The organism is Haemophilus parahaemolyticus (assembly GCF_018373095.1).
GTDB classification, from domain to species: Bacteria; Pseudomonadota; Gammaproteobacteria; order Enterobacterales; family Pasteurellaceae; genus Haemophilus_A; species Haemophilus_A parahaemolyticus_A.
In genome coordinates this window covers 1-23190 of record NZ_JAHAHT010000021.1, presented here as the reverse complement: position 1 = coordinate 23190, position 23190 = coordinate 1, and the positions used below count along the sequence as shown (strand labels likewise).

28 protein-coding genes are annotated in these 23190 nt (G+C 41.8%); 18 read left to right on the top strand and 10 right to left on the bottom strand.

What is annotated here, in order from left to right; genetic code table 11:
* The 11 genes from KH943_RS03840 to KH943_RS03790 form a co-directional block, all read left to right on the top strand.
* Positions 1-150: CbiQ family ECF transporter T component (locus tag KH943_RS03840; RefSeq protein ID WP_304107805.1), on the top strand; the 150-nt coding region annotated here is incomplete at its 5' end.
* A 7-nt stretch (positions 151-157) separates the two neighbouring features.
* Positions 158-781 (top strand): energy-coupling factor ABC transporter ATP-binding protein, encoded by a 624-nt coding sequence (locus KH943_RS03835; RefSeq protein WP_304107803.1) that lies wholly within the window; start codon positions 158-160, stop codon positions 779-781.
* A 79-nt stretch (positions 782-860) separates the two neighbouring features.
* On the top strand, positions 861-1766 hold the full coding sequence (locus KH943_RS03830; protein WP_304107800.1) for an urea transporter: 906 nt from the start codon (positions 861-863) through the stop codon (positions 1764-1766).
* A gap of 67 nt (positions 1767-1833) precedes the next feature.
* Positions 1834-2136, top strand: coding sequence for an urease subunit gamma (gene ureA / locus KH943_RS03825; protein ID WP_021034590.1), 303 nt, complete (start codon positions 1834-1836; stop codon positions 2134-2136).
* A gap of 75 nt (positions 2137-2211) precedes the next feature.
* A complete protein-coding gene (ureB, locus tag KH943_RS03820; RefSeq protein ID WP_304107776.1) occupies positions 2212-2517 on the top strand; it encodes an urease subunit beta in 306 nt (101 codons plus the stop codon).
* Between the two features lie 11 nt (positions 2518-2528).
* Positions 2529-4247, top strand: coding sequence for an urease subunit alpha (gene ureC / locus KH943_RS03815; protein WP_304107774.1), 1719 nt, complete (start codon positions 2529-2531; stop codon positions 4245-4247).
* A 37-nt stretch (positions 4248-4284) separates the two neighbouring features.
* Complete coding sequence (locus KH943_RS03810; RefSeq protein WP_304107771.1) at positions 4285-4905, top strand: glutathione S-transferase; 621 nt, start codon at positions 4285-4287, stop codon at positions 4903-4905.
* A 253-nt stretch (positions 4906-5158) separates the two neighbouring features.
* Entirely contained in the window at positions 5159-5716 is a 558-nt protein-coding gene (gene ureE, locus KH943_RS03805; protein ID WP_304107768.1) for an urease accessory protein UreE, read from the top strand.
* Complete coding sequence (locus KH943_RS03800) at positions 5701-6408, top strand: urease accessory protein UreF (protein WP_304107765.1); 708 nt, start codon at positions 5701-5703, stop codon at positions 6406-6408. The genes ureE and KH943_RS03800 overlap by 16 nt, the downstream gene beginning before the upstream one ends.
* 222 nt (positions 6409-6630) lie before the next feature.
* Entirely contained in the window at positions 6631-7266 is a 636-nt protein-coding gene (gene ureG / locus KH943_RS03795) for an urease accessory protein UreG (protein WP_304107762.1), read from the top strand.
* A gap of 57 nt (positions 7267-7323) precedes the next feature.
* The gene (locus tag KH943_RS03790) at positions 7324-8142 is read left to right on the top strand and encodes an urease accessory protein UreD (protein ID WP_304107759.1); all 819 of its coding nucleotides are present in this window, start codon (positions 7324-7326) and stop codon (positions 8140-8142) included.
* Between the two features lie 12 nt (positions 8143-8154).
* Here the strand turns inward: KH943_RS03790 and epmA are convergent, their stop codons facing one another.
* The 9 genes from epmA to KH943_RS03745 all read right to left on the bottom strand — a co-directional run bounded on the left by epmA (position 8155) and on the right by KH943_RS03745 (position 16344).
* Positions 8155-9138 (bottom strand): elongation factor P--(R)-beta-lysine ligase, encoded by a 984-nt coding sequence (gene epmA / locus KH943_RS03785; protein ID WP_304107756.1) that lies wholly within the window; start codon positions 9136-9138, stop codon positions 8155-8157.
* A gap of 110 nt (positions 9139-9248) precedes the next feature.
* Complete coding sequence (locus tag KH943_RS03780) at positions 9249-9476, bottom strand: YgjV family protein (RefSeq protein WP_039863086.1); 228 nt, start codon at positions 9474-9476, stop codon at positions 9249-9251.
* A 182-nt stretch (positions 9477-9658) separates the two neighbouring features.
* Complete coding sequence (frdD, locus tag KH943_RS03775; RefSeq protein ID WP_304107751.1) at positions 9659-10015, bottom strand: fumarate reductase subunit FrdD; 357 nt, start codon at positions 10013-10015, stop codon at positions 9659-9661.
* A gap of 9 nt (positions 10016-10024) precedes the next feature.
* Positions 10025-10411: a fumarate reductase subunit FrdC gene (gene frdC, locus KH943_RS03770; RefSeq protein ID WP_005705970.1), complete on the bottom strand. Its 387-nt coding sequence runs from the start codon at positions 10409-10411 to the stop codon at positions 10025-10027.
* A 9-nt stretch (positions 10412-10420) separates the two neighbouring features.
* On the bottom strand, positions 10421-11146 hold the full coding sequence (locus tag KH943_RS03765; protein WP_040217609.1) for a succinate dehydrogenase/fumarate reductase iron-sulfur subunit: 726 nt from the start codon (positions 11144-11146) through the stop codon (positions 10421-10423).
* Positions 11147-11155: 9 nt separating this feature from the next.
* Positions 11156-12949 carry a fumarate reductase (quinol) flavoprotein subunit gene (frdA, locus tag KH943_RS03760; protein ID WP_304107745.1) on the bottom strand — a complete coding sequence of 598 codons (1794 nt, stop codon included), beginning with the start codon at positions 12947-12949 and terminating at the stop codon, positions 11156-11158.
* 307 nt (positions 12950-13256) lie between these two features.
* Positions 13257-13937, bottom strand: a complete 681-nt coding sequence (locus tag KH943_RS03755; protein ID WP_304107742.1) for a 3-keto-L-gulonate-6-phosphate decarboxylase UlaD — start codon at positions 13935-13937, stop codon at positions 13257-13259.
* A gap of 76 nt (positions 13938-14013) precedes the next feature.
* Positions 14014-14481 carry a PTS sugar transporter subunit IIA gene (locus KH943_RS03750; protein WP_304107740.1) on the bottom strand — a complete coding sequence of 156 codons (468 nt, stop codon included), beginning with the start codon at positions 14479-14481 and terminating at the stop codon, positions 14014-14016.
* 78 nt (positions 14482-14559) lie between these two features.
* A complete protein-coding gene (locus tag KH943_RS03745; protein ID WP_304107738.1) occupies positions 14560-16344 on the bottom strand; it encodes a PTS ascorbate-specific subunit IIBC in 1785 nt (594 codons plus the stop codon).
* A 377-nt stretch (positions 16345-16721) separates the two neighbouring features.
* Between KH943_RS03745 and ulaG the strand changes: the two genes are divergently transcribed.
* The 7 genes from ulaG to araD all read left to right on the top strand — a co-directional run bounded on the left by ulaG (position 16722) and on the right by araD (position 21833).
* Entirely contained in the window at positions 16722-17813 is a 1092-nt protein-coding gene (ulaG, locus tag KH943_RS03740) for an L-ascorbate 6-phosphate lactonase (protein ID WP_304107736.1), read from the top strand.
* Positions 17814-18036: 223 nt separating this feature from the next.
* Positions 18037-18783 carry an HTH-type transcriptional regulator UlaR gene (gene ulaR, locus KH943_RS03735; RefSeq protein WP_304107735.1) on the top strand — a complete coding sequence of 249 codons (747 nt, stop codon included), beginning with the start codon at positions 18037-18039 and terminating at the stop codon, positions 18781-18783.
* A gap of 114 nt (positions 18784-18897) precedes the next feature.
* Positions 18898-19152, top strand: a complete 255-nt coding sequence (locus tag KH943_RS10135) for a SidA/IucD/PvdA family monooxygenase (RefSeq protein ID WP_368493490.1) — start codon at positions 18898-18900, stop codon at positions 19150-19152.
* Positions 19143-19367 carry a hypothetical protein gene (locus tag KH943_RS03730; protein ID WP_304107733.1) on the top strand — a complete coding sequence of 75 codons (225 nt, stop codon included), beginning with the start codon at positions 19143-19145 and terminating at the stop codon, positions 19365-19367. The genes KH943_RS10135 and KH943_RS03730 overlap by 10 nt, the downstream gene beginning before the upstream one ends.
* A gap of 1 nt (position 19368) precedes the next feature.
* Complete coding sequence (locus KH943_RS03725; RefSeq protein ID WP_304107731.1) at positions 19369-20223, top strand: DMT family transporter; 855 nt, start codon at positions 19369-19371, stop codon at positions 20221-20223.
* A gap of 42 nt (positions 20224-20265) precedes the next feature.
* Positions 20266-21126 carry an L-ribulose-5-phosphate 3-epimerase gene (locus KH943_RS03720; RefSeq protein WP_304107729.1) on the top strand — a complete coding sequence of 287 codons (861 nt, stop codon included), beginning with the start codon at positions 20266-20268 and terminating at the stop codon, positions 21124-21126.
* On the top strand, positions 21123-21833 hold the full coding sequence (gene araD / locus KH943_RS03715; protein ID WP_304107728.1) for an L-ribulose-5-phosphate 4-epimerase: 711 nt from the start codon (positions 21123-21125) through the stop codon (positions 21831-21833). The genes KH943_RS03720 and araD overlap by 4 nt, the downstream gene beginning before the upstream one ends.
* Before the next feature lie 79 nt (positions 21834-21912).
* Here araD and rfaD read toward each other — a convergent pair whose 3' ends face one another.
* Positions 21913-22839, bottom strand: coding sequence for an ADP-glyceromanno-heptose 6-epimerase (gene rfaD / locus KH943_RS03710; RefSeq protein ID WP_304107726.1), 927 nt, complete (start codon positions 22837-22839; stop codon positions 21913-21915).
* Positions 22840-23190: the final 351 nt, after the last annotated feature.

The following is a 23190-nucleotide window of genomic DNA, read 5'->3' as shown; positions in this document are numbered from 1 at the left end:
ATGGCAATGAAAGCCCGCGGGTTTCATCCAAAATTTAACCTGTTTACGATGAAAGTCTATGCCCAACGGGTCGCTCTATTGCTGATTCACTCAATGCTCAAAGCTGAAAAAGCGGAAATAGCGATGAAGGCAAGGGGATTTAAACTTTAATAAAAAAATGGTACTCAACGTCAATCACTTAACCCTTTACCGCAACCAACAAGCGGTGATTTCTGACTTAACTTTTGCGATTGGTGAATGCCAAAAGTTCGTGCTGCAAGGCGAAATCGGCAGCGGGAAATCAACGCTATTGCTCGCCTTGCTTGGCTTTGTGCCGCTACATTCGGGCGAGATCAACTGGTTTGATAAAAGCTGCCGCCAAGAAGCGGATTTGATACCGTTGCGAGGAAACACGGTAGGGATTTGTTTCCAGCAAGCGGACGATCAGTTATTCGGTCCAACCGTGTTAGACGACGTGGCATTCGGCTGTTTGAATCAAGGCAAAAGCAAGGCGGAAGCCTATCAGATCGCACTCGAACAGTTAGAAAAATTGGGTATTACTCACTTAAAAGATCGCCCTGTAAACTTGCTTTCAGGCGGAGAGAAAAATTTTACCGCCTTGGCGGGCGTGCTGGCTATGCAACCGAAAATGTTGCTGTTAGACGAACCCACAAATGGGCTAGATGCAAAAAACAAAGCAAAATTGACCGCTTTATTGCAAGCGTTGGAGCTGCCTATGCTGATTGCTAGCCACGATTTGGCGTTTAGTGAGGCGTTGGCGGACGAGGTGATTTGTTTATGATCGCATTTCTTCCCTCTGCAAACGGAAGGAAAGAAAAAAGTATGTGAAGAATTCTTAAAACAACAAAAACGAGGACGTTATGCAAACACCCATTAAAGAAACATTCACAGGTATTGGGCAGATCTTTCTACAGGAAAACGGATTAACGGGGCTCGTCATTACGATCGCAATGTTTTTTAGCCATTGGACGCTCGGCGTGGCGTGTTTTCTCGGCTCGTTGGTCGGCACGCTGACCGCACGTGCATTAAAATACCCGATCAGACAAATTCAACAAGGGTTATTCGGCTTTAATAGCTCACTCGCCTTTATGTGCGTGATGTTCACCTTCGGAGAAGAGAGTGCAGAGAGCCCTCTGTTGTGGCTGTGGGGTATTCTGGCTTCCGTTGTCGCCACGTTGATAATGCGTGCTTTTTTACAACGCCGAAAAGTGGCGTTCACCTTCCCATTCGTGCTAACTTGCTGGTTACTTTGTTTTCTCACTGCCAAATTTCAACTCTTTGGTTTGGAACAAACTACGCCTGAGCTATCCGATTACACTGATACTTTTAATGCCATTCAAAGCCCACTCTACGCATGGGCGGAAGTCAATTTCGGCTCAAGCGTAATTACGGGGGGGTTGCTGTTCGTGGCAATCGCGATTAGCTCCCCCATGGCGGCTATGTACGGTATGGCTGCCGCAGTATTGGGAACAGCATTTGCCCATCATTTATTGGCGGTCGAACACAATCATCTTGCCAACGGCTTATACGGCTTTTCACCAATTTTGGTTGCCTGTGCCTTTGCGGGCGAACGGTTGTGCCACTTTTTTTATATCTTAGTTGGCACTTTGCTTGCGGTGTTAATCCAATTCGGCTTTTCTGTCCTTGGCATCGCACCTTACACCATCGGTTTTATCCTCGCCAGTTGGCTGATTTTATGGATGAAATCGAAGGTTGAAAAGGTTGATATCAATAAAGAAAAATGGTTGAAATGGCTTAACCCTTAACACAAACAACCGTACAAGCGGTATAATTTTCACAACTTTTTGCAAATCACAATAGAAGGAATTAATTATGCACTTAACTTCCAGAGAACAAGAAAAACTGATGCTTTTCCTCGCGGGCGAATTGGCGGCAAAACGCAAAGCACGTGGCGTTAAATTAAATTATCCAGAAACTGTTGCCTATATTGCGAGTCATTTACAAGAGGCGGCAAGAGATGGAATGAGTGTGGCTGAAGTCATGCAGTATGGTTCAACACTTTTAACCGTTGATGATGTGATGGAAGGCGTCGCTGAGATGGTACACGAAGTGCAAATTGAAGCAACTTTCCCAGATGGCACAAAACTTGTTACCGTGCATAATCCAATCAGATAACCGTAGGGTGGGCTTTAGCCCACCAAATAAAAATATTAATGGTGGGCTAAAGCCCACCCTACAAGGAACAAAGATATGATCCCAGGCGAATACCAATTAGCTGAAAGTGATATTCTCGCTAATGTCGGCAGAAAAACCGTAAAAATTGAAGTAACCAATTCAGGCGACCGCCCAATTCAAGTTGGCTCTCACTACCATTTTTTTGAAACTAATAATGCTCTTAAATTTGACCGCACTTTGGCACGCGGAATGCGTTTAAATGTGCCATCTGGCAATGCGGTGCGTTTCGAACCAGGCGAAGCCAAAACCGTTGAGTTAGTGGCTTTTGGTGGTAACCAAATCATTTACGGCTTCCATAATCAAATTGATGGTAAATTATAAGGTAGGGCAAAATGGCATTAACAATTTCAAGAGCACAATATGTAGCAACTTATGGCCCAACCGTTGGCGATAAAGTCCGTTTAGGCGATACCAATTTATGGGCAACTATTGAGCAAGATTTATTGACCAAAGGCGATGAGTGTAAATTTGGTGGCGGTAAAAGTGTACGTGATGGCATGGCACAAAGTGGCACCGCAACTCGCGATAATCCAAATGTATTGGATTTTGTCATTACTAACGTGATGATTATTGATGCGAAATTAGGCATTATCAAGGCAGATATTGGTATTCGTGATGGGCGTATTGTGGGTATTGGTCAAGCAGGCAACCCAGATACCATGGATAACGTCACGCCAAACATGATTATCGGTGCTAGCACGGAAGTGCATAACGGTGCTCATTTAATTGCGACCGCTGGCGGTATCGATACCCATATTCACTTTATTTGCCCTCAACAAGCACAGCATGCGATTGAAAGTGGCGTTACCACGTTAATTGGCGGTGGGACTGGTCCTGCGGATGGTACACACGCGACTACTTGTACACCGGGTGCGTGGTATATGGAGCGTATGTTCCAAGCGGCAGAAGTATTGCCTGTAAACGTAGGCTTTTTTGGTAAAGGAAACTGTTCAACTTTAGAGCCGCTACGCGAACAAATTGAAGCGGGCGCATTAGGCTTAAAAATCCACGAAGACTGGGGCGCAACGCCAGCAGTAATTGATTCAGCATTAAAAGTGGCTGATGAAATGGATATTCAAGTGGCAATCCACACCGATACGCTGAACGAAAGTGGCTTTTTAGAAGATACCATGAAAGCAATTGATGGACGTGTCATTCACACCTTCCACACGGAAGGTGCAGGCGGCGGTCATGCACCTGACATCATTAAAGCGGCGATGTATCCAAACGTATTGCCAGCTTCAACCAACCCGACTCGTCCGTTTACGAAAAACACCATTGATGAACATTTAGATATGTTGATGGTTTGCCATCATTTAGATAAACGTGTACCAGAAGATGTAGCATTTGCCGATAGCCGTATTCGCCCTGAAACTATTGCAGCGGAAGATATTTTGCATGATATGGGCGTCTTCTCCATTATGAGTTCAGACTCTCAAGCAATGGGACGTATTGGTGAAGTCGTTATTCGTACATGGCAAACCGCTGATAAAATGAAAATGCAACGTGGTGAGCTAGGCAATGAAGGAAACGATAACTTCCGCATTAAACGCTATATTGCGAAATACACCATCAACCCAGCAATTGCACACGGTATTGCGGATCATATTGGTTCATTAGAAGTGGGCAAAATTGCAGATATTGTGTTATGGAAACCGATGTTCTTTGGGGTAAAACCAGAAGTAGTAATTAAAAAAGGCTTTATTAGCTACGCGAAAATGGGCGATCCAAATGCCTCAATTCCAACACCGCAACCTGTATTCTACCGTCCAATGTATGGCGCACAAGGCTTAGCGACAGCACAAACAGCAGTATTCTTTGTTTCACAAGCCGCTGAAAAATCCGATATTCGTGCGAAATTCGGTTTACACAAAGAAACCATTGCCGTGAAAGGCTGCCGCAGCGTGGGTAAAAAAGATCTCGTTCACAACAATGCTACGCCTGAAATCACGGTAGATCCAGAACGCTATGAAGTGCGTGTAGATGGCGAGCTCATTACTTGCGAACCTGTGGATACGGTGCCATTAGGGCAGCGATATTTTATGTTCTAAGCAGAAAAGAGCGGTCAAATTTTAAGGAGAATTTACAATGAAACTTTGGTACTCCACTACCAGCCCGTATGTACGTAAAGTGCTGGTAACGTTGAAATATCAACAACTCTTAGACAAAACAGAACTGATTAAAATTGGTTCATCATTTGATGCAAGCTCTGCACATAATCAGGCAAATCCTCTGGGTAGAGTGCCAGCGTTAGAACGTAATTGTGGTAATTGGCTTTATGGCAGTTTGCTCATTTGCGAATATCTTGATCAAAAAGGCAAGGTAGAGCCTAAACTCATTCCAGAAAGTGGCAAGCCACGTTGGGCGGCGCTCGCCTTACATAACTTAGCAGATGGCATTATGGAAAATACCGTGCCAATGATGGCGGAAAAAATGCTTCGCCCTGAAAGTGAATGGTGGACCGCTCGCCATCAACAACTAACCGAACGTAATCGTCAAAGTTTTGTAAGACTTGAGCAAGATTTAAAACCGTTTGGCACGGAATTAAACATTGGCACGCTAACGGCAGTCGCAGTCATTGATTGGTTCTTATTTAGAGCGGAAAAAATTGGATTAGATCTTGCAAAAGAATTTCCAAATTTAACCGCTTGGGCGGCTGAAATGAATGAAAAATATGTGGTTTTAAGCGAGACAATGCCGACTTTATAACCATTTTTGTGGCATCACGAGATTGGTCTAAATAACCTAATTTCTCCGTATTTTCTTCTGCCAAATCTCTCCTTCCCCTCTTTGCTAAAGAGGGGAAAGAATGAGCGAGATTTTATATCATTGTTCTACTTTGATATGGCAAATATAAATTAGTCAGATGACCGCAAATTTATAAAGAAAATTCCCTCTTTAGCAAAGAGGGGTAGGGGAGATTTAGCAGCCTTAATTAGCGAAGAAAATAAATAATATAAAAATGAAAATCCTCAACCCCATTTTGCCCATTATGGATACCATTTTGGGCGACTTAACTAGCCTTCAGGCTGAAGGCAAAATTACTAATCAGACTATTGAACGCGCGGAATTGCAGTGGTATGAAAGCGAACGGAATATTTTGCGTAAAACCACAAATACTGGGCGTGAAGTCGCTTTTCGCCTACTCAAAGAAGGGCAACGTTTAAAACACGATGATGTGGTGTTTATCAGCGATGAATTAGTGATTGCGATTGAAATTTTGCCAAGCGAAGTAATTGTACTGTCTCCGAAAACCTTGCCTGAAATGGCACGGGCGTGTTATGAAATCGGCAACAAACATTCTCCGCTGTTTTTAGATGGCGATGAAGTAACATTGCCTTACGATAAACCAATGTTTGAATGGTTACAAGCGGCGGGATTTCATCCTCAAAAAGCGGAACGCCGTTTAAGCCAAGCGTTGAGGGCGAACTCTGCACAAGGTCACGGGTATTCACATAGTCATTCGCACGATCATCACGGTTATCATCATCACGGAGACGGCAATTGGCACAAACATTAACCCGCTCTTTAACGGATTTAGGTGCGTTGTTGCACTTGGTCGATCCCACCTTACCGATTGGCGGATTTAACCACTCCAATGGCTTAGAAACCTTTGTCCAGCAAGGCGTTGTTTCGACTAAAGCAACTCTTGAAGAATATGTGCAAACCCAGCTTTTACAGAACTGGATTTACAACGACGGGGCGTATCTTTCTCTTGCGTTTGATGCAATGAACGAGGGTAATTTCGACCGCTTGTGTGAACTGGATTGGCAACTTTCCGCCACCAAAGTGGCACGTGAAAGCCGCGAAGGGAGTTTTAAACTCGGTGTACGCTTGCTGAAAATTTTTATTCGCTATGAAACACATACGTTGCTCATAGCTTACCAGCAAGCGATTGCAGAAAAACGCGTGCAGGGCTATTTCCCGATAGTGTTTGCGATGGTCGCCCAAGCCATGGGCTTAAGTAAAGCCGACACACTCTATGCGTTCTACTACAATGCAGCAGTCGGTGCGATCACTAACGGCGTGAAGCTTATTCCCCTCAGCCAAATGGATGGGCAAGATATTCTGTTTTATTTGCGAGGCTCACTCGTGCAAGCAGTGGAATTAAGTTTAGAACCCGATTTAGATTGGCTTGGTGCGGCAACGCTAGCGAATGATATTCGGGCTATGCAACACGAAGTGCTTTATACCAGATTATATATGTCATAGCCTGTGATTGCTGTGTTTTTATTTTTCAGGGGTAGGGTGGGCGTAAGCCCACGTGTTTATTTAACAATGAAAAGTGCGGTTGATTTTGACCACATTTTTTCCCCTTTTTCTAAAGAGTGTTTTAGAAGGAAAATAAAAACTCAGAGCTAAATGCGTGGGCTTACCCACCTTACAGCTTATCGTAAATAATCACAGTTGCTAGGTTAATTAAAGGAAAGAAAAATGCGTAACTACATTAAAATCGGCGTGGCTGGTCCTGTTGGCGCGGGCAAAACGGCGTTAATTGAAAAACTCACTCGAGAAATCGCGTCAAAATATAGTGTGGCAGTCATTACTAACGATATTTACACTCAAGAAGATGCGGAATTTTTAACGAAAAACAGCTTACTTCCGCCTGAGCGAATTATGGGTGTGGAAACGGGCGGTTGTCCGCATACGGCGATCCGTGAAGATGCGTCAATGAACTTGGAGGCGGTAGATGAAATGGTGGCACGTTTCCCTGATGTGGAAATTGTATTTATTGAATCGGGCGGCGATAACCTCTCGGCGACTTTTAGCCCAGATTTGGCAGACGTGACGATTTTCGTGATCGACGTGGCACAAGGCGAAAAAATCCCTCGTAAAGGTGGCCCGGGTATCACTCGTTCAGATTTGTTAGTCATTAATAAAACAGATCTTGCTCCGTTTGTGGGGGCAGATTTAAGCGTGATGGAACGCGATGCCCGCCGTATGCGTAACGGTCAGCCGTTTATTTTCACTAATTTGATGAAAAAAGAAAATCTTGATGGCGTGATCGGTTGGATCGAAAAATATGTGTTGTTGAAGAATGTGGAAGAACCTAAGGCGTTAGTGAGATAGAGGATTTATGCTCCCTTCGTAAAAGGAGGGAGTTATTTCATCGTGTATAAAAATTTTATGAACAGCAAATTATCCCTTTCCACCAAACTTTCCTCCAACGGTAAAACCCAGCTTGCCGAATACTTTGCGATGCCACCGTTTAAATTGATAACGTTGCCAAGTTACGATGATGCGTGGGCGAATGGCTTGAATGCGATGCAGATGTCTTCCTCCCCTGGGGTGCTAGCGGGCGATGTGTTAGAGATTGACATTTCGTTGGCAAAATTGACCGCACTTTCGCTCAATACGCAGGCATTTACTCGGGTGCTGGCGATGAATGAGGGCGACAGTGCAGAGCAAATTACTCGTATTGCCCTTGCCGAAAACAGCCGTTTATTCTATTTGCCGCATCCACTGGTGTTGCATAAAGATTCCGTTTTTAAGCAGCAAACCCAGATTGAAATGGACGAACAAAGCGAGCTGATTTACGGTGAAATCGTGGCGATTGGTCGGGTGTTGAATGACGAACGTTTTGCTTTCCGTCAGTTTTCTTCCCATTTGAAGATTTATGCTTTGCAAAATGATGGTAAAAAACGACCGCTTGTCAGTGATTGTATTCAATGGCTGCCGTCTAAAATGAACCTTACCGCTTTGAGCCAGATGGAAAATTATTCCCATCAAGGTTCGCTAATTTATTTGCATTTAGGGAAAAGTTCACTTGAAATTAAGCAACAAGTGCAAGCCTTACAACAGCAGTTTATGGAAGAACAAGGTTTGTTGATAGGCATATCACAACTCAATGAATATGGCTTAATGGTGCGGATACTCGGGTGTCGTGCAGAGCAAATTCAGAATTTGTTTGAGAAAATTGGCGAGCAGTTAAAAATGGCAGAATAGCAAGCCTTAATGTTACGCACTTTCCACACTAAACGCCATCACATCACGAATATGTTCCGCTTCAAGTGCAATCATCACCAAGCGATCGACACCCAGCGCTACGCCAGAGCAATTGGGTATTCCCGCTTCAAGTGAGGCAAGGAAGCGGATATCTAACGCCTGAGGCGGTAAGCACATTTTTTCGCGTTCAACATTATCTGCATTAAAACGGCGGATTTGCTCTTTGGCATCGTCTAGCTCGTGAAAACCATTGGCAAGCTCCAAGCCTTTGTAATAAAACTCAAAACGTTCAGCTACGCGATGATCTTCACTACTCACTTGAGCGAGTGCAGCTTGGGTCGACGGAAAATGATAAACCGCAGTGGGGCGTTCTTTACCGATATTGGCTTCTACAATTTCGCTAAATAAAAATTGTAATAAAGTATCGCGATTCTCATCGTCATCGCATTGAAAACCGTGCTTGCGAGCTTTTTCGACTAATTGGGCTTTGGTTGCAGAAAGGGGATCTAACCCCACATAAGTTTGGAACACAAATTGATAGCTAAAAGACTCTGCAGGCTCGCAGTCCAAAATTTCTTGTAATAAATCATCCACTTCGTTAATTAAACGGTACATATCGAAATAGGGGCGATACCATTCCAACATTGTAAATTCAGGGTTATGGCGCTTGCTTGCTTCTTCGTTGCGGAAGACTTTACAAAGCTGATAAATCGCCCCTGAGCCTGCTGCAAGCAAGCGTTTCATATGGTATTCGGGGCTGGTCATTAAATAAAGGGGCTTTGTTTCTCGCTCAAAGGGCGGAAGAAATTGCGTTTGGAAGGTAGAAAGATGCACATCGGTTACCGAAAATTCACTCAGAACAGGCGTTTCTACTTCTAACACGCCACGATCTGCAAAGAACTGGCGGATATTTTTCATTATCTTCGCGCGTTTGAGCAAGTTTTCAATCGGTGCGGTCGGTTGCCATTTTATTTGGCTTAAATCGGTTGGATTCATCGTTTCTCAGGTTATTTCTAAAATTGGTATTAGGGTAAAACAGCTCTTTTTATATTTCAAGCAGAAAGACAACCGCTTATAAAAATAAAACCACCCGAAGGTGGTGTGTCTTATTTTGTATTGTTTTGCTTTAATGCTTGCCAAATATAGTAAATATTCGCACCTGCAACCAACGTATTCAAAAATGCTACAGGATACGTAGGCAACAACAACCCATAAATCACAAAACCAATTGCGCCAAAAGTGTTGATAGTGCGAAGTTTTACCACGTCTTTCATAAAAAACGAGCTGGCAACTAGAATGGAAGCTACATAGCCCAAAATTTCGATCATATCCATTTTATGTCCTGTTTGATTGAGTAGAAGTAGAAATTCAAAGTGAGCGTATTCTACACGTTCTTTTTCGATTTGTCGGTAAGTATTTGAAAAGCAAAGGTTTGCGTAAAAAAATTTACAAAAAAGCCCTGTAAATTTTCATTTACAAGGCTCTTCGTATTTTTAACCGCTTGTGCGGTTGAGCATTATAGGCTTAATGTTAAGTACGCTACAACGACTGTGTAAACTGCTGATAATCCGTAGAAAATCACGCCACTTGCTGGGAGGTGTACTTTTAAGTCGTGTAATCCGTGGTGAACACGATGCATACCTGCCCACATTGGGAAGATAGTTAATACTAAGATTACAAGTTTACCAATCCAAGTGTGTGCGAATGCAATAATTGTTTGTGTATCAACAATGCCGAATGGTAATAATAATGCGAAGATTAAGATCACCACAGGGAAGAAAAATGCACTGACTGAGCCGCCTGCACTAAAGAGTAACCATACTGGCGGTTCGTTTGATTTTACCGCTTTGTTAATAACATCTTGTTTGCTCATATTTCACTCCTATAACGCAAGGGCTAATACGATGATGCTAATTACAGCGGTAATACCCCACATAATTTTCGCACCCGTTGCCACAGGTAATTTTTCACCTTTTACCATAATACCCAAGACTTGTGGGGTCATAATGAAGAGCGTTGCTGCGTGTAATAACATTGCGGCTAAGCTCACAAGGTTTAAGATGATCACAATTGGATTTTTTAAGAAATCTACGAAGCTAGTATCAAATGTACCATTACCTAATGAAATGACGCCATAAAGTAACACTAAACAGAACCAAACCGTTGGGATCGCCGTTGCTTCACGCACCATGTAGAATTTATAAAAACCGACTTTCGTCCACCAAGTAGGTTTTACTTCACGCACATAGGCTTTACGTTTTGTTGTCATAACTTCCCCTTAACCTTTTGGTTTTAACATTGAGATAACATAGTCTTTCGCACTTTCTAATTTGCCTTGGTTAATCGCAGAAGCAGGGCCTACGTGTTTTGGACACACTTCTGAGCAGTAACCAACGAAAGTACAGCTCCACACACCGTTTTGTGAGCTTAACAGCTTCATACGTTGTTCACGACCGTTATCACGGTTATCAAGATTATAACGGTGAGCTAAGGTTAAGGCTGCTGGACCGATAAACTCTGGGTTTAAACCAAATTGTGGGCAAGCTGCGTAGCATAAACCACAGTTGATACACATTGAGAATTGACGATATTTCTCAAGCTGTGCTGGAGTTTGTTTGGTACGTTGTCCCTCTGGCGTTTTATTATCAATAATGTAAGGTTGAATTGCTTCAAGGCTATCAATAAAGTGGCTTAAATCCACCACTAAGTCACGTTCAATCGGGAAGTTTTGAAGTGGTTCAATACGCATATAACCGCTGTAGTCGCGTAAGAATGTTTTACACGCAAGTTTTGGTTTGCCGTTTACCATCATACCGCAAGAACCGCAGATCGCCATACGGCAAGACCAACGGTAAGATAACTCTGGTTGTAACTCATCTTTGATGAAGTTTAACGCATCTAAGAGTGAAGTTTGACCATCATATGGCACTTCATATTTTTCTAAATGTGGTTCACTATCCACTTCTGGGTTGTAGCGAAGCACTTCAATCGTCATTTTTTCCATAGCTATCCCTTATTTTTGTTGTGCCGCTTTTTTCGCTGCTTCTTGTGCTGCACCTTCTGCACCGTACACTCGTTTTGCAGGTTGAGATTTAGTAATTTTCACATCACTGTATTTGATGGTTGGTTTGCCATCTGCATTATAGAATGCTTGGGTGTGTTTTAAGTAGTTCACATCATCACGTTCTGTGAAGTCTAAACGTTGGTGTGCACCACGAGATTCTTTACGTTCAACCGCTGAACACGCAATAGATTGTGCTACGTCTAAAATGAAGCCAAGTTCGATTTTGTAGAGTAAATCAGTGTTAAATACACTTGATTTATCTTTCACGCTAATGCGTTTATAACGTTCTTTAAGCTCTTCGATTTTGTTAACCGCACCTTCCATACCTTCTTGTGTACGATAGATACCACAACCTTCTTCCATTGCATCGCCCATTTGATTACGAATGTCTGAGTAAGATTCGTTACCTTCTTGGTTCGATAATGCGGTTAAGCGTGCAACTACATCTTTCGCTTGTGCATCGATTTGTGCTTGGTTTGCAGGACCTGCTTCTAACGCACGGCGTGCCGCATTTTCACCCGCCACTTTACCGAATACCACAAGTTCAGCTAATGAGTTAGAACCTAAGCGGTTTGCACCGTGTAAGCCTGAAGAAGCACATTCACCCACTGCATATAAACCTTTGATAGAGGTTTCAGCATGCATATCCACTTCAATACCACCCATGGTGTAGTGAACTACTGGGCGCACTGGGATTGGTTGAGTCACTGGATCCACACCTTCATAAGCACGAGCTAATTCGCAGATGAACGGTAAACGTTCGGTTAAGTGTTTTTCACCTAAGTGACGTAAGTCTAAGTGAACCACATCTACGCCTTTTGCGGTTTTTAAGGTATTACCTTTTTTCCATTCTTGCCAGAATGCTTGAGAAACTCGGTCACGAGGGCCTAATTCCATATATTTGTTTTCTGGTTTGCCGATTGGGGTTTCTGGTCCTAAGCCATAATCTTGTAAGTAACGGTAACCATCTTTATTGACTAAGATACCACCTTCACCACGACAACCTTCGGTCATCAAAATACCTGTATTCGGTAAGCCTGTTGGATGATATTGGACGAATTCCATATCACGTAATGCCACCCCGTGACGATAAGCCATTGATAAACCGTCACCTGTTACGATACCACCATTAGTGTTGAAGCGATAAGTACGGCAACCACCTCCTGTTGCGATAACCACCGCAGATGCATTGATTTGCACTAATGTGCCTTCCATCATATTCATTGCCACACAACCGCGTGCTTCGCCATTGTCGGTTAAAATATCTAATACAAAGTGCTCATCAAAACGCACGATGTTAGGATATTTCATTGAAGTTTGGAAAAGTGTATGTAAGATGTGGAAGCCTGTTTTATCCGCTGCAAACCAAGTACGTTCGATTTTCATCCCACCGAAACGACGCACGTTCACTTCACCATCTTCACGACGGCTCCAAGGGCAACCCCAACGCTCTAATTGAGTCATCTCAATTGGAGAATGCTCTACGAAATATTCAACAATATCTTGCTCACATAACCAGTCGCCACCGCCTACAGTGTCGTTAAAGTGGTTATCGAATGAATCGTTATCTTTAATTACTGCTGCTGAACCACCTTCTGCTGCCACAGTATGGCTACGCATTGGGTAAACTTTTGAGATTAAAGCGATTTTTAAGTTCGGATTTGCTTCTGCTGCTGCAATTGCGGCACGTAAACCACCGCCTCCTGCACCGACAATTGCGACATCAAAATTAACACTTTGCATATGCACTCCAAAAAATAATCATAGGTAAAAAGCGTGTTCATTCTGACACTTTAGAGGTACAAAAAAAAGGAGTTTCACATTTTTTTAACAAAAAAATTTTGCTTTTGTGATCTACCTCAAAAAATGAACAATAGTGAGAATTATTCTTAATAATCAATATGTTATTTATAAAACAAATGATGAATAAAACACTCCAGATATTCGTATTTTAAACTTCAAAATACTTTATATAATGTTAAAAAACAAAAACCGCTTACAGAGTGCTCTGCAAGCGGTCAGGTTATAAATTCATTTTATAAATAATGAATTATGCCCAATATTTATCAATTTCTGCACGAATGGCTTTAGCGGTTTGTTTGCCGTTGACACCGACTAACGCACGGCCTGCTATGAAGGCTTTGGCGTTGGTCACTTCTTTGAAGAGGTGGATTTCTTCTGGCACGATGCCACCTGTGATGGAAAGCTCTAAGCCTTTATCAGCGAGGCGTTTCATTAGCTCGATATCTTCGGTAGTCCAGCCTTTGCCAGCTAATTCTGCATCGCGTGAGCGGTGGTAGATCGCTTGTTTCACACCTAAACTTACCCACTCTTGGGCATCTTTTTCTACTGTCCAGTTGCCGTAAATTTCAATTTGAATTTCTTTTTTCACTTTGAGTCCTGGGTGGGCAGCGTTGAAGTCGTCCGCTACTTTTTTACAAGCAGCTTTGGTAGCTGGGTGTGCAGCAGCGGAGACAGTAAGCCAGTCTGCACCTGCTTCAAATGCCATTTTGGCTAAAATTGCACCGCCATCGGTGGTTTTTAAATCGCACACGATGATGTGGTTTGGGTGAAGCGCACGTAAGGTGGAAACGGCTTTCATTCCTTCCGCACAGGCAAGAATCGTGCCGCATTCGATAATATCAACCACACTTTCGGCTTGTTTGGCGTCAGCAACGGCTTTTTCTAGGCTTAAGGAGTCAAGGGCAATTTGGAGGAGGGGTTTAGACATATTTTGTTCCTTTTGAAAAATTTTGTGAAAAATTGACCGCTTGTGTGCGTGGGCTTTGCCCACACCCTACGAATCGTTATGCGTTCAACGCCTGATCAATCATCGCATACACATCTTCGGCGGTTTTGCAGGCGAGTACTTTATCAAGGTTCACGCCAGTTTCGCTCTCTTCGTCGTCTAGTACTTGGGTGATTTCCATTAAGCCTTCCATATGACGGTCGGAATCACTGCCAGCAAGGGTGACGAATACGCTCACGGGTTCTTCTTCTCCTTCAAAGGTCACTGGCTCTGCAAGAGTAACTAACGCAAAAGAAGTTTTGATAACACCTTCTTCTGGACGGGCATGTGGCATCGCTAAGCCTGGGGCTAGAATGATGTAAGGCCCCATTTTTTCGATGTTGCCGATGATATGGTCGTAGTAGCGCGGTTCGATGGTACCAGCTTTAACGAGTAAGTCTGTGCCGATTTTGATGGCTTCTTGCCAAGAAGTAGCGGTTTGGTTGAGAGCGATAGAGTGATTTTCAATGAGGGATTCTTTTAACATAGAGTGTCCTTTTTGTTTAATCCTAGGGCTTTCGTCCTAGGTTACGCATAAATGCGTCCCTACAGGACGCCGTAGGATTTATTGATATTTTTTAATCAACGTCAAGAGTTCTTCGCCGAAGGTGTTCGGGTTAAGCATATTTTGTACGCCTAGCACAGAGACGCGACCTTCTTGGACGATTTCATCTTGTAAGTGTTTTGAGCAAACGATGATGTCCACGCCTGATACTTTACCTTTGTGGTCGGTAACTGCGCAAGAGTCCATTACGTTTGGAATGCCTCGTTTATCAAGGTATTGTTTGATTTTCATTTTCATCATCATTGATGAGCCTTGACCTGAACCGCACACTGCAAGAATGCGCACAGGTTTTGCATCAATATTTGCAGAAGTTTCTACTTTTTCGACCGCTTGTTCTGCTTTGGCTTGCACTTGGTCTAAGCCGTAGCCATCTAATTGTTCAAGGGTTAAGCCTTTGGCTTTTGCTTCTGCTTCTTCAGCGCGTAATTGGCGTGAGGCGAAGAACATATAAACTAACGCAAGGGCAACAATCACGAAGAAGAAACCTGGTACGCTGATGATACCTTGTAGGATTGGTGGGAAGAATAACGCCCAGTCAGCCATACCCATCCAGCCGTTGAAAGTGGTGCCTTGGCTGGCAAGCATTTGGATTACCCACGCAGAGCCGAACACTTCAATCATACCCATCACGAAACAGATTTTCATTACCGCTTTCCAGCCACCGAATTGGTTTGCGAACACGCCAATGGTAGCGTTTGAGAAGAACATTGGGATAAAGCCTGGGATAATTAAGATTGGTGAGTTAAAACCAAGTAATACGCCAACGGCAACGAATTGACCAATTGCACCCCACATAAAGCCGAATACCATCGCATTTGGTGAGAAGGCGTAAATTGCCGCACAGTCAATTGCGAGGACTGAGTTTGGAATTAAGCGTTCAGAGATACCTTTGAAAGCTTCAGACAATTCCGCCACGAACATACGCACACCCGTTACAATGATTTGAATTGCTACGGCGAATTTCAAGCCCATTTCAAGAATGTACATAGACCAGTGGGTTTTTCCCGCCATTTGTTGCAGGTTGTCTAAACCGAATGAGAGAAGAATGATACCGAAGAAGATGGTCATTACCAATGCGGTTGCAGAGATACTGTCGTGGAAGATGTGTAACCATTTTGGTAATTTCATATGGTCCACAGAGTCGTTTTTGTCGCCGAGTTTTGGTGCAAGTTTAGTTGCAATCCAAGAGGCAATTTGTTGTTGGTGACCGATAGAGAAACCTGCTCCGTCAGTAACAGCTTGCGTAGCTTTATACATAATGTTAGAAGAGATGCCCCAATAGAGAGCCATTAACACCGAGGTATAAATCACCGTTTCCCACATTGATGCACCGATGATCATATAGAACACCGCGACCAAGCCCGCTTGTTGGAACATAATGTGGCCTGTGAGCATAATGGTACGGATACCAGTGAATTTTCTGAACACCACTAATAAGATGTTAAGCAACAATGCACCTATTACTGCATACCCCACCCACGCATAGTTATCCGCCATCGTTTGAATGGTCGCTTGCATACTGGTATATGGGTCAATCACCGCACCAGTTAAGTGGTGGAATTTCGATAAACCTTCAATTACAGGTTTGAAGTTGGTGACCAAGAAACCAGAACCTGCTTGCACAATCATAAAACCTACAATGGTTTTGATGGTGCCTTTAATAATGGTGGTGGAATCTTTTTTTAGCAGAATATAGCCCAAGCAGGCAACAATACCAAGTAAGAAAGGTGCTTTATTTAACACCTGATCTTTTAAAAAGACCAGAATATCACTGAGTATTTCCATAAGAGTACCTCTTATTTTTGTTTTTAATCAAATCAATCATGGCTGATTGTAGAAAGATGCCATTCGGTTTGAATGTAACGCCTGAATAATAATCGCTCTTTTTTGAATATAAAAGATTATTTTTGATTATTTGTGAGGTTGATCACATTTTATTTTTCATTAAAAAGCAAGCGGTACAATTTTATTAAGATTGTATAAAGATGGAAGAATAAAAACATAGTATTTTGAACGATGACTTTTTGTGTCGGTATATCTATTCCACCAAAAATGAGAACTAGATCACAAAATCAATAAAAATCATTTTACAATTTTTTGTGATTATTTATGATTGTAATTGATTATGTTGTTTTCTAACTTATGACTTAGAGGAGCAGATTATGGCTAACGTACATGAAATCACACGCGAAAGTTGGATTCTTTCAACCTTCCCAGAGTGGGGCACTTGGTTAAATGAAGAAATCGAAAACGAAGTGGTGCCAGAAGGTAACTTTGCGATGTGGTGGCTAGGTTGTGTCGGTGTTTGGATTAAAACCCCAGCAGGTGCCAATATTTGTATGGACTTATGGTGTAGTCGCGGTAAATCTACTAAAAAAGTAAAGGATATGGTGCGTGGCCACCAAATGGCAAATATGGCGGGTGTACGTAAATTACAACCAAACCTCCGTGCTCAACCAATGGTGTTAGATCCATTTGCGATTAATGAAGTAGATTTCATCTTAGCTTCTCATTATCACAGTGACCATATCGACGTAAATGTGGCAGCGGCAATCGTGAATAACCCGAGTTTAAACCATGTGAAATTTGTGGGTCCGTGGCACTGTGGTGAATTATGGAAAAAATGGGGTGTGCCAGAAGATCGTATTATCGTCGTAAAACCAGGTGATGTTGTGAAATTAAAAGACGTTGAAATTCACGCATTAGACTCTTTCGACCGCACTTGTTTAGTAACGTTACCTGTTGAGGGTGCAGAAAATCAAGGTGGAGAATTGGCTGGTTTATGTCCATCTGATGAAGAAATGGGTCGCAAAGCGGTAAACTACGTGTTCAAAACCCCAGGTGGTAATATCTACCATGGTGCGGACTCTCACTATTCTATCCAATTCGCGAAACACGGTAAACAATTCGATATCGATGTAGCGTTAAACAACTACGGCGAAAACCCAGTGGGTATCGCAGATAAAATGACCTCTGTTGATTTACTTCGTATGGCAGAATGTTTACGCTGTAAAGTGATCATCCCAGTACACCACGATATCTGGACTAACTTTATGGCAAGCACGGATGAAATTATTCAATTATGGCGTATGCGTAAAGATCGCCTACAATATCAATTCCATCCATTTATTTGGGAGGTGGGAGGTAAATATGTTTACCCACGTGATAAAGATTTAATCGAATATCACCACCCACGTGGCTTCGACGATTGCTTCGAACAAGAACCAAATATTCAGTTTAAATCAATGTTGTAATAATATATCTCTCCTCTTGTAGGAGAGATATAGCCGAAGGGTTCGTTTAGAATCTGAAAGCAGAGAGAGGAGATAAGCGGTCAATTTTCCAAAGACATTTGCAATTCTCCCTCTGAAAATTCTTCGAATTTTCTCTACTCTCTCCCCTTATGAAAGAGGGAGAAGAGAATTTAAAGAGGGATATTTGTTCATTGATTTAACGTGAAAATCACAAGGATTGCCAATGAATGAAACATACAGACAGAAACAATTACTTTCGTTACTGGATGAAAAAAAGATACTTTCCACCAATGAAATTATTTATGCGTTAGGCGTATCGCCCGCCACTGCTCGCCGTGATATTAGTAAACTACACGAGCAAGGCAAACTATGCAAAGTACGTAACGGGGTGGAAGCGATTAAAACAGGCTTTACCCAATTTTTCTCGAATAAAATCAACAACGTTAGCGAGAAACAACGGATTGCTGAAGCAGCAAGTAAATACTGTTTTGATGGTGCAAGCGTGATTTTAACCGCAGGTTCAATGATGCAACTACTTGGCAATCATCTGTGTGGCAAACATTTGCAAATCATTACCAATTTTTTACCGCTTGCGAATTATCTGATTGAACATAATCACGAAAATATTGTGATTATGGGTGGGCAATATAATAAGAATAAATGTGTGACGCTCTCGTTAAATAATCAGCACGAAAATAACTATTTTGCGGATGTGATGTTCACCAGCGGAAAAGGCTTTACCCCAGAAGGCTTATATAAAACTGATATGATTTTAGCCAATTCTGAACAAGCTCTCGTTCGAAAGGCACACAAGTTTATTGCGTTAGTTGATAGCACTAAGCTCGGTAAACAAGTTGGAATGCTGTTTAGCGATCTGAATGAGATTGATTTGTTGATTACGGGCAGAGAGGCTGATCTAGTGATAATTCAAGCCTTGAGAGAGAAAGGGCTGGAAGTGGTGTTAGTCTAAAAAATAGACTTTTCTATTATAAGTTATACTGTTCTGATTTGTTTAAAACATTAGTGTTGATATCGTTAAAAGTAGGTTAAATTTTTGTTTAATCTGTGATTAGAGGAACATACGATTGCAGATTTTAAATTCACAAAGAGATGGGAATTTGAGCAATACTTGCAGTGGATTGTTTCTCATTTCGATAATGTCAAATTTAATATAAAAGTTGAAGAGGTTTCAAAAATGCAAAAGATTTCTTCACTAACCGATAATGAAGGAACTTCGAAAAAGTTTTATGCCAGAAATGTTGTTTTAGGTACTGGAGTTTCTCCAATTATTCAAAAGTTATTCATATTAACTATACAGAAAATGACTTATTGTTACTAAAAGATTTATATAATAATCATAAAATAATGTCTGAAATAGTAATACTTGCTACTGGATATAAACAGTTACTAAATAAAAGTATTTTTAATCTTGCTTTGTATATAATGAATGGAAGAAAACATAGTTTTGGTGTAGCTGATCCAAATCTTTCATTAAGTGCAATAAGAGCAAAAAAAATTATATCCGCAATTAAAAAAGATAAAGGGGGCAAATAATATGATTTATCTCCTACTTGCATCTTTCTTATGGGGAACATCTTTTATTGCAGGAAAATTTGCCTATGAAACATTAGATCCTGCATTAGTTGTTTTATTTAGATTGATTATTGCGGGGGTTATTTTATTCCCTATTACATTGAGATTTATAAAAAAGAATAGTAAATCAGATGTAGATTGGAAAAAAATTGCTTTATTAGGATTTTTAACTTACCCAGCCACATTCTTATTGCAATTTATTGGTTTGCAATATACGTCAGCTTCAAGTGCAGCCACTATGATCGGTATAGAACCCTTGATGGTTATTTTAATTGGTCAGCTCTTTTTTAAAGAAAAAGCCTCTTTAACTATTTGGTTATTAGGAATAATTGCATTTATTGGTGTGTTTCTATTAGTTGGATTATCTGATAGCGAAGAAATTTCATTAATTGGCTGCTTATTAGTCCTCGCTTCAACAATTGTTGTGGCATTATGGCTAAGATTATCAAAATCCGTATTAGGTAATTTAAATCCTAAAGTTTATACCGCATTATCGTTGCAATTAGGAACGTTAATCGGTTTACCTTTTATGTTGTTATTAGTAAAAGATTGGAATATCAATTTCTCATACTCTTCAATAATAGCATTACTTTATTTAGGTATAGGCTGTAGTTTATTTGCAAACTGGGCTTGGAATAAAGGATTATCGGAAACAGAAACAAATAAAAGCGGAATATTTCTCGCATTAGAGCCTGTTTTTGGTGTTTTGTTTTCGATTATTTTACTAAATGATAGCTTATCTATCACATCTTGGGTTGGCGTAGCATTAGTGATTTTATCTGCTGCTGTATGTTTAGTTCTACCTAAGAAAAATTAAATAAATGGTGGGCAAGAATGCCCACCCATTAAAGGGGCAACCATGAGAAAACACAAACTCGGTATCTACGAAAAAGCCTTGCCGAAAAACATTTCTTGGCAAGACCGACTCTCCATTGCCAAAGCCTGCGGCTTTGATTTTGTTGAAATCTCGATTGACGAAACAGACGAACGCTTGGCTCGCCTTGATTGGAGCAAGAAAGAGCGTATCGAACTGGTGAAAGCGATCATCAAAACAGGCGTAACTATTCCTTCAATGTGTTTATCTGGACACCGCCGCTTCCCTTTTGGTTCGCACGACGAAGCTACTCGCCAAAAAGCCTATGAGATTATGGAAAAAGCCATTCAGTTAGCGGTTGATCTCGGCATTCGCACTATTCAATTAGCGGGCTACGACGTTTATTACGAAGAGCAAGATGAAGGCACGCTTGAGCGTTTTCAACAAGGCTTAGAATGGGCGGTAGAGCTAGCGGCAAGCAACCAAGTCACCATTGCGGTGGAAATTATGGACACGCAATTTATGAGTTCGATTTCTCGCTGGAAAAAATGGGACGAAATCATCGACTCGCCATGGTTCACTGTCTACCCAGACTTGGGTAACCTCTCTGCGTGGAACGACAACGTTGCCGAAGAGCTGAAATTGGGTATCAACAAAATTTCTGCAATTCACTTAAAAGATACTTATAAAGTGACAGAAACCTGCAAAGGGCAATTCCGTGATGTGCCATTTGGAGACGGTTGTGTGAATTTCCCAGCCTGCTTTAAAACCTTGGCAGAACTGAATTATCGTGGTGCATTCTTAATTGAAATGTGGACGGAAAAAGCTGACGAGCCGATTGCTGAAATCATCAATGCTCGCCGTTGGATTGAACAAAAAATGCAAGAGGGAGGTTTTACCCTATGATCGAATTAACTCCAAAATTTCAAGCGTTAAGAGAACGCGTATTAAAAGCGAATTTAGAGCTACCAAAACATAAATTGGTAACTTTTACTTGGGGCAATGTGAGCGAAATTGACCGTGAAACAGGCTATGTGGCAATCAAGCCTTCAGGCGTAGAATACGACACAATGACGGTAGAAGATATTGTGTTGGTGGATTTACAAGGCAACCGAGTTTATGGTACGAAAAAACCCTCTTCCGACACGCCAACTCACCTCGAATTTTACCGTCAATTTCCGAATATTGGCGGCGTGGTACATACCCATTCTCGCCACGCGACCGCTTGGGCACAAGCAGGCGAAGATATTTTGTGTTTAGGCACAACCCAAGGAGATTATTTCTACGGCTCAATTCCTTGCACTCGCCGAATGACGCCTGAAGAGATAGCAGGTGAATATGAATTAGAAACGGGTAAAGTGGTGGTGGAAACTTTCCGCAACCGTGGCATTAGCCCAGACCAAGTGCCTGGTGTGCTGGTTCACTCACATGGGCCATTCACTTGGGGCAAAGATGCCTTTGATGCGGTGCATAATTCTGTGGTGCTAGAAGAGGTGGCGTATATGAACTTCGTTAGCCACCAAATCCGCCCACAAATTAACTCAATGCAGCCTGAATTGTTAAATAAACATTATCTGCGTAAACACGGTGCGAATGCGTATTACGGGCAATAAAAATTTGGTGTAGTGTTGTAAAAAAGCGGTTCAATTTGCAAAATAAATTGCAGATTGAACCGCTTATTTTAGGAGAAAATTATCTATTTAACCAAGCCATATAAGCCGTAGTACCTTCGGCAACTGATTTAAATTCTCCTTTATAGCCAGCTGCACGCAAAGCGGTTAAGTCTGCTTGGGTGAAGGTTTGGTAGCGTGATTTTAAGTGGTCTGGGAACGGGATGGTTTCAATTTCGCCTTTACCGTGGAATTTAATCACTGCTTCGGCAACCGCTTTGAACGATTCCGCTTTGCCCGTGCCAAGGTTGTAAATGCCTGAAATGCCATTTTGCCACGCCCAGATGTTTACTTTTGCTACATCTTCCACATACACGAAATCGCGTAAAAACTCTTCCGAACCTTCAAAAAGTTTTAGATTTTCGCCTTTCAACATTTGATTGTTGAGGTGGAAAGCCACGCTTGCCATTGAACCTTTGTGCTGTTCACGCGGGCCGTAAACGTTGAAGTATTTGAAACCACATACAGGAGAATCCGCTTCAGGCAAGATTCTGCGCACATATTCATCAAATAAGAACTTTGAGTAACCATACGCATTTAATGGACCTTCAAATTCGCGTTTTTCGATAAAATTGTCTGAACGACCGCCGTAAGTGGCTGCACTTGAAGCGTAGAAGAACGGAATTTGGCGATCTAAGCAGAAATGCAACAACTCTTTGGAGTATTCGTAGTTGTTGTGCATTAGGTATTTGCCGTCCCATTCGGTAGTGGCTGAACAAGCCCCTTCGTGGAATACCGCATCAATGTCGCCAAAATCGTCGCCCGCGATAATTGAGGCAATGAAATCTTCTTTATCGCAATAATCTGCGATGTCTAAATCTACTAAATTGATGAATTTTTCCCCATTTTTGAGATTGTCCACCACTAAAATATCTTTACGTCCCATTTCATTTAAGGCTTTGACGATATTGCTGCCGATCATACCAAAGCCGCCAGTTACGATAATCATAGGTTTTCCTTATGCTGATTAAAATTGCGGATATTATCGGTTGAACAGGGCGGATTTGCAAATTTTTGCCGAAAATTGACCGCTTGAAATGGAAGAAAGGTAAAATGAAAACTTATTGAACCCTCATTTTTACTCTTATTTTATTAGGCAAACAGCCTGAGCCAAGCAATCAGCGTTTGCATATTTGCAGTGCAGATTATCTTTAGAAGGGAAAGCGATCTTAACTTTTAATTACCGAAAAAAACCACCTAAATGATCTGCACCCCAAAAGTTAGACTAAACTTCTAACTGATTCAGGTGCAGATTTTTTTATGACTAAATACAATCAACTTTTCAAACAACAAGTCGTGA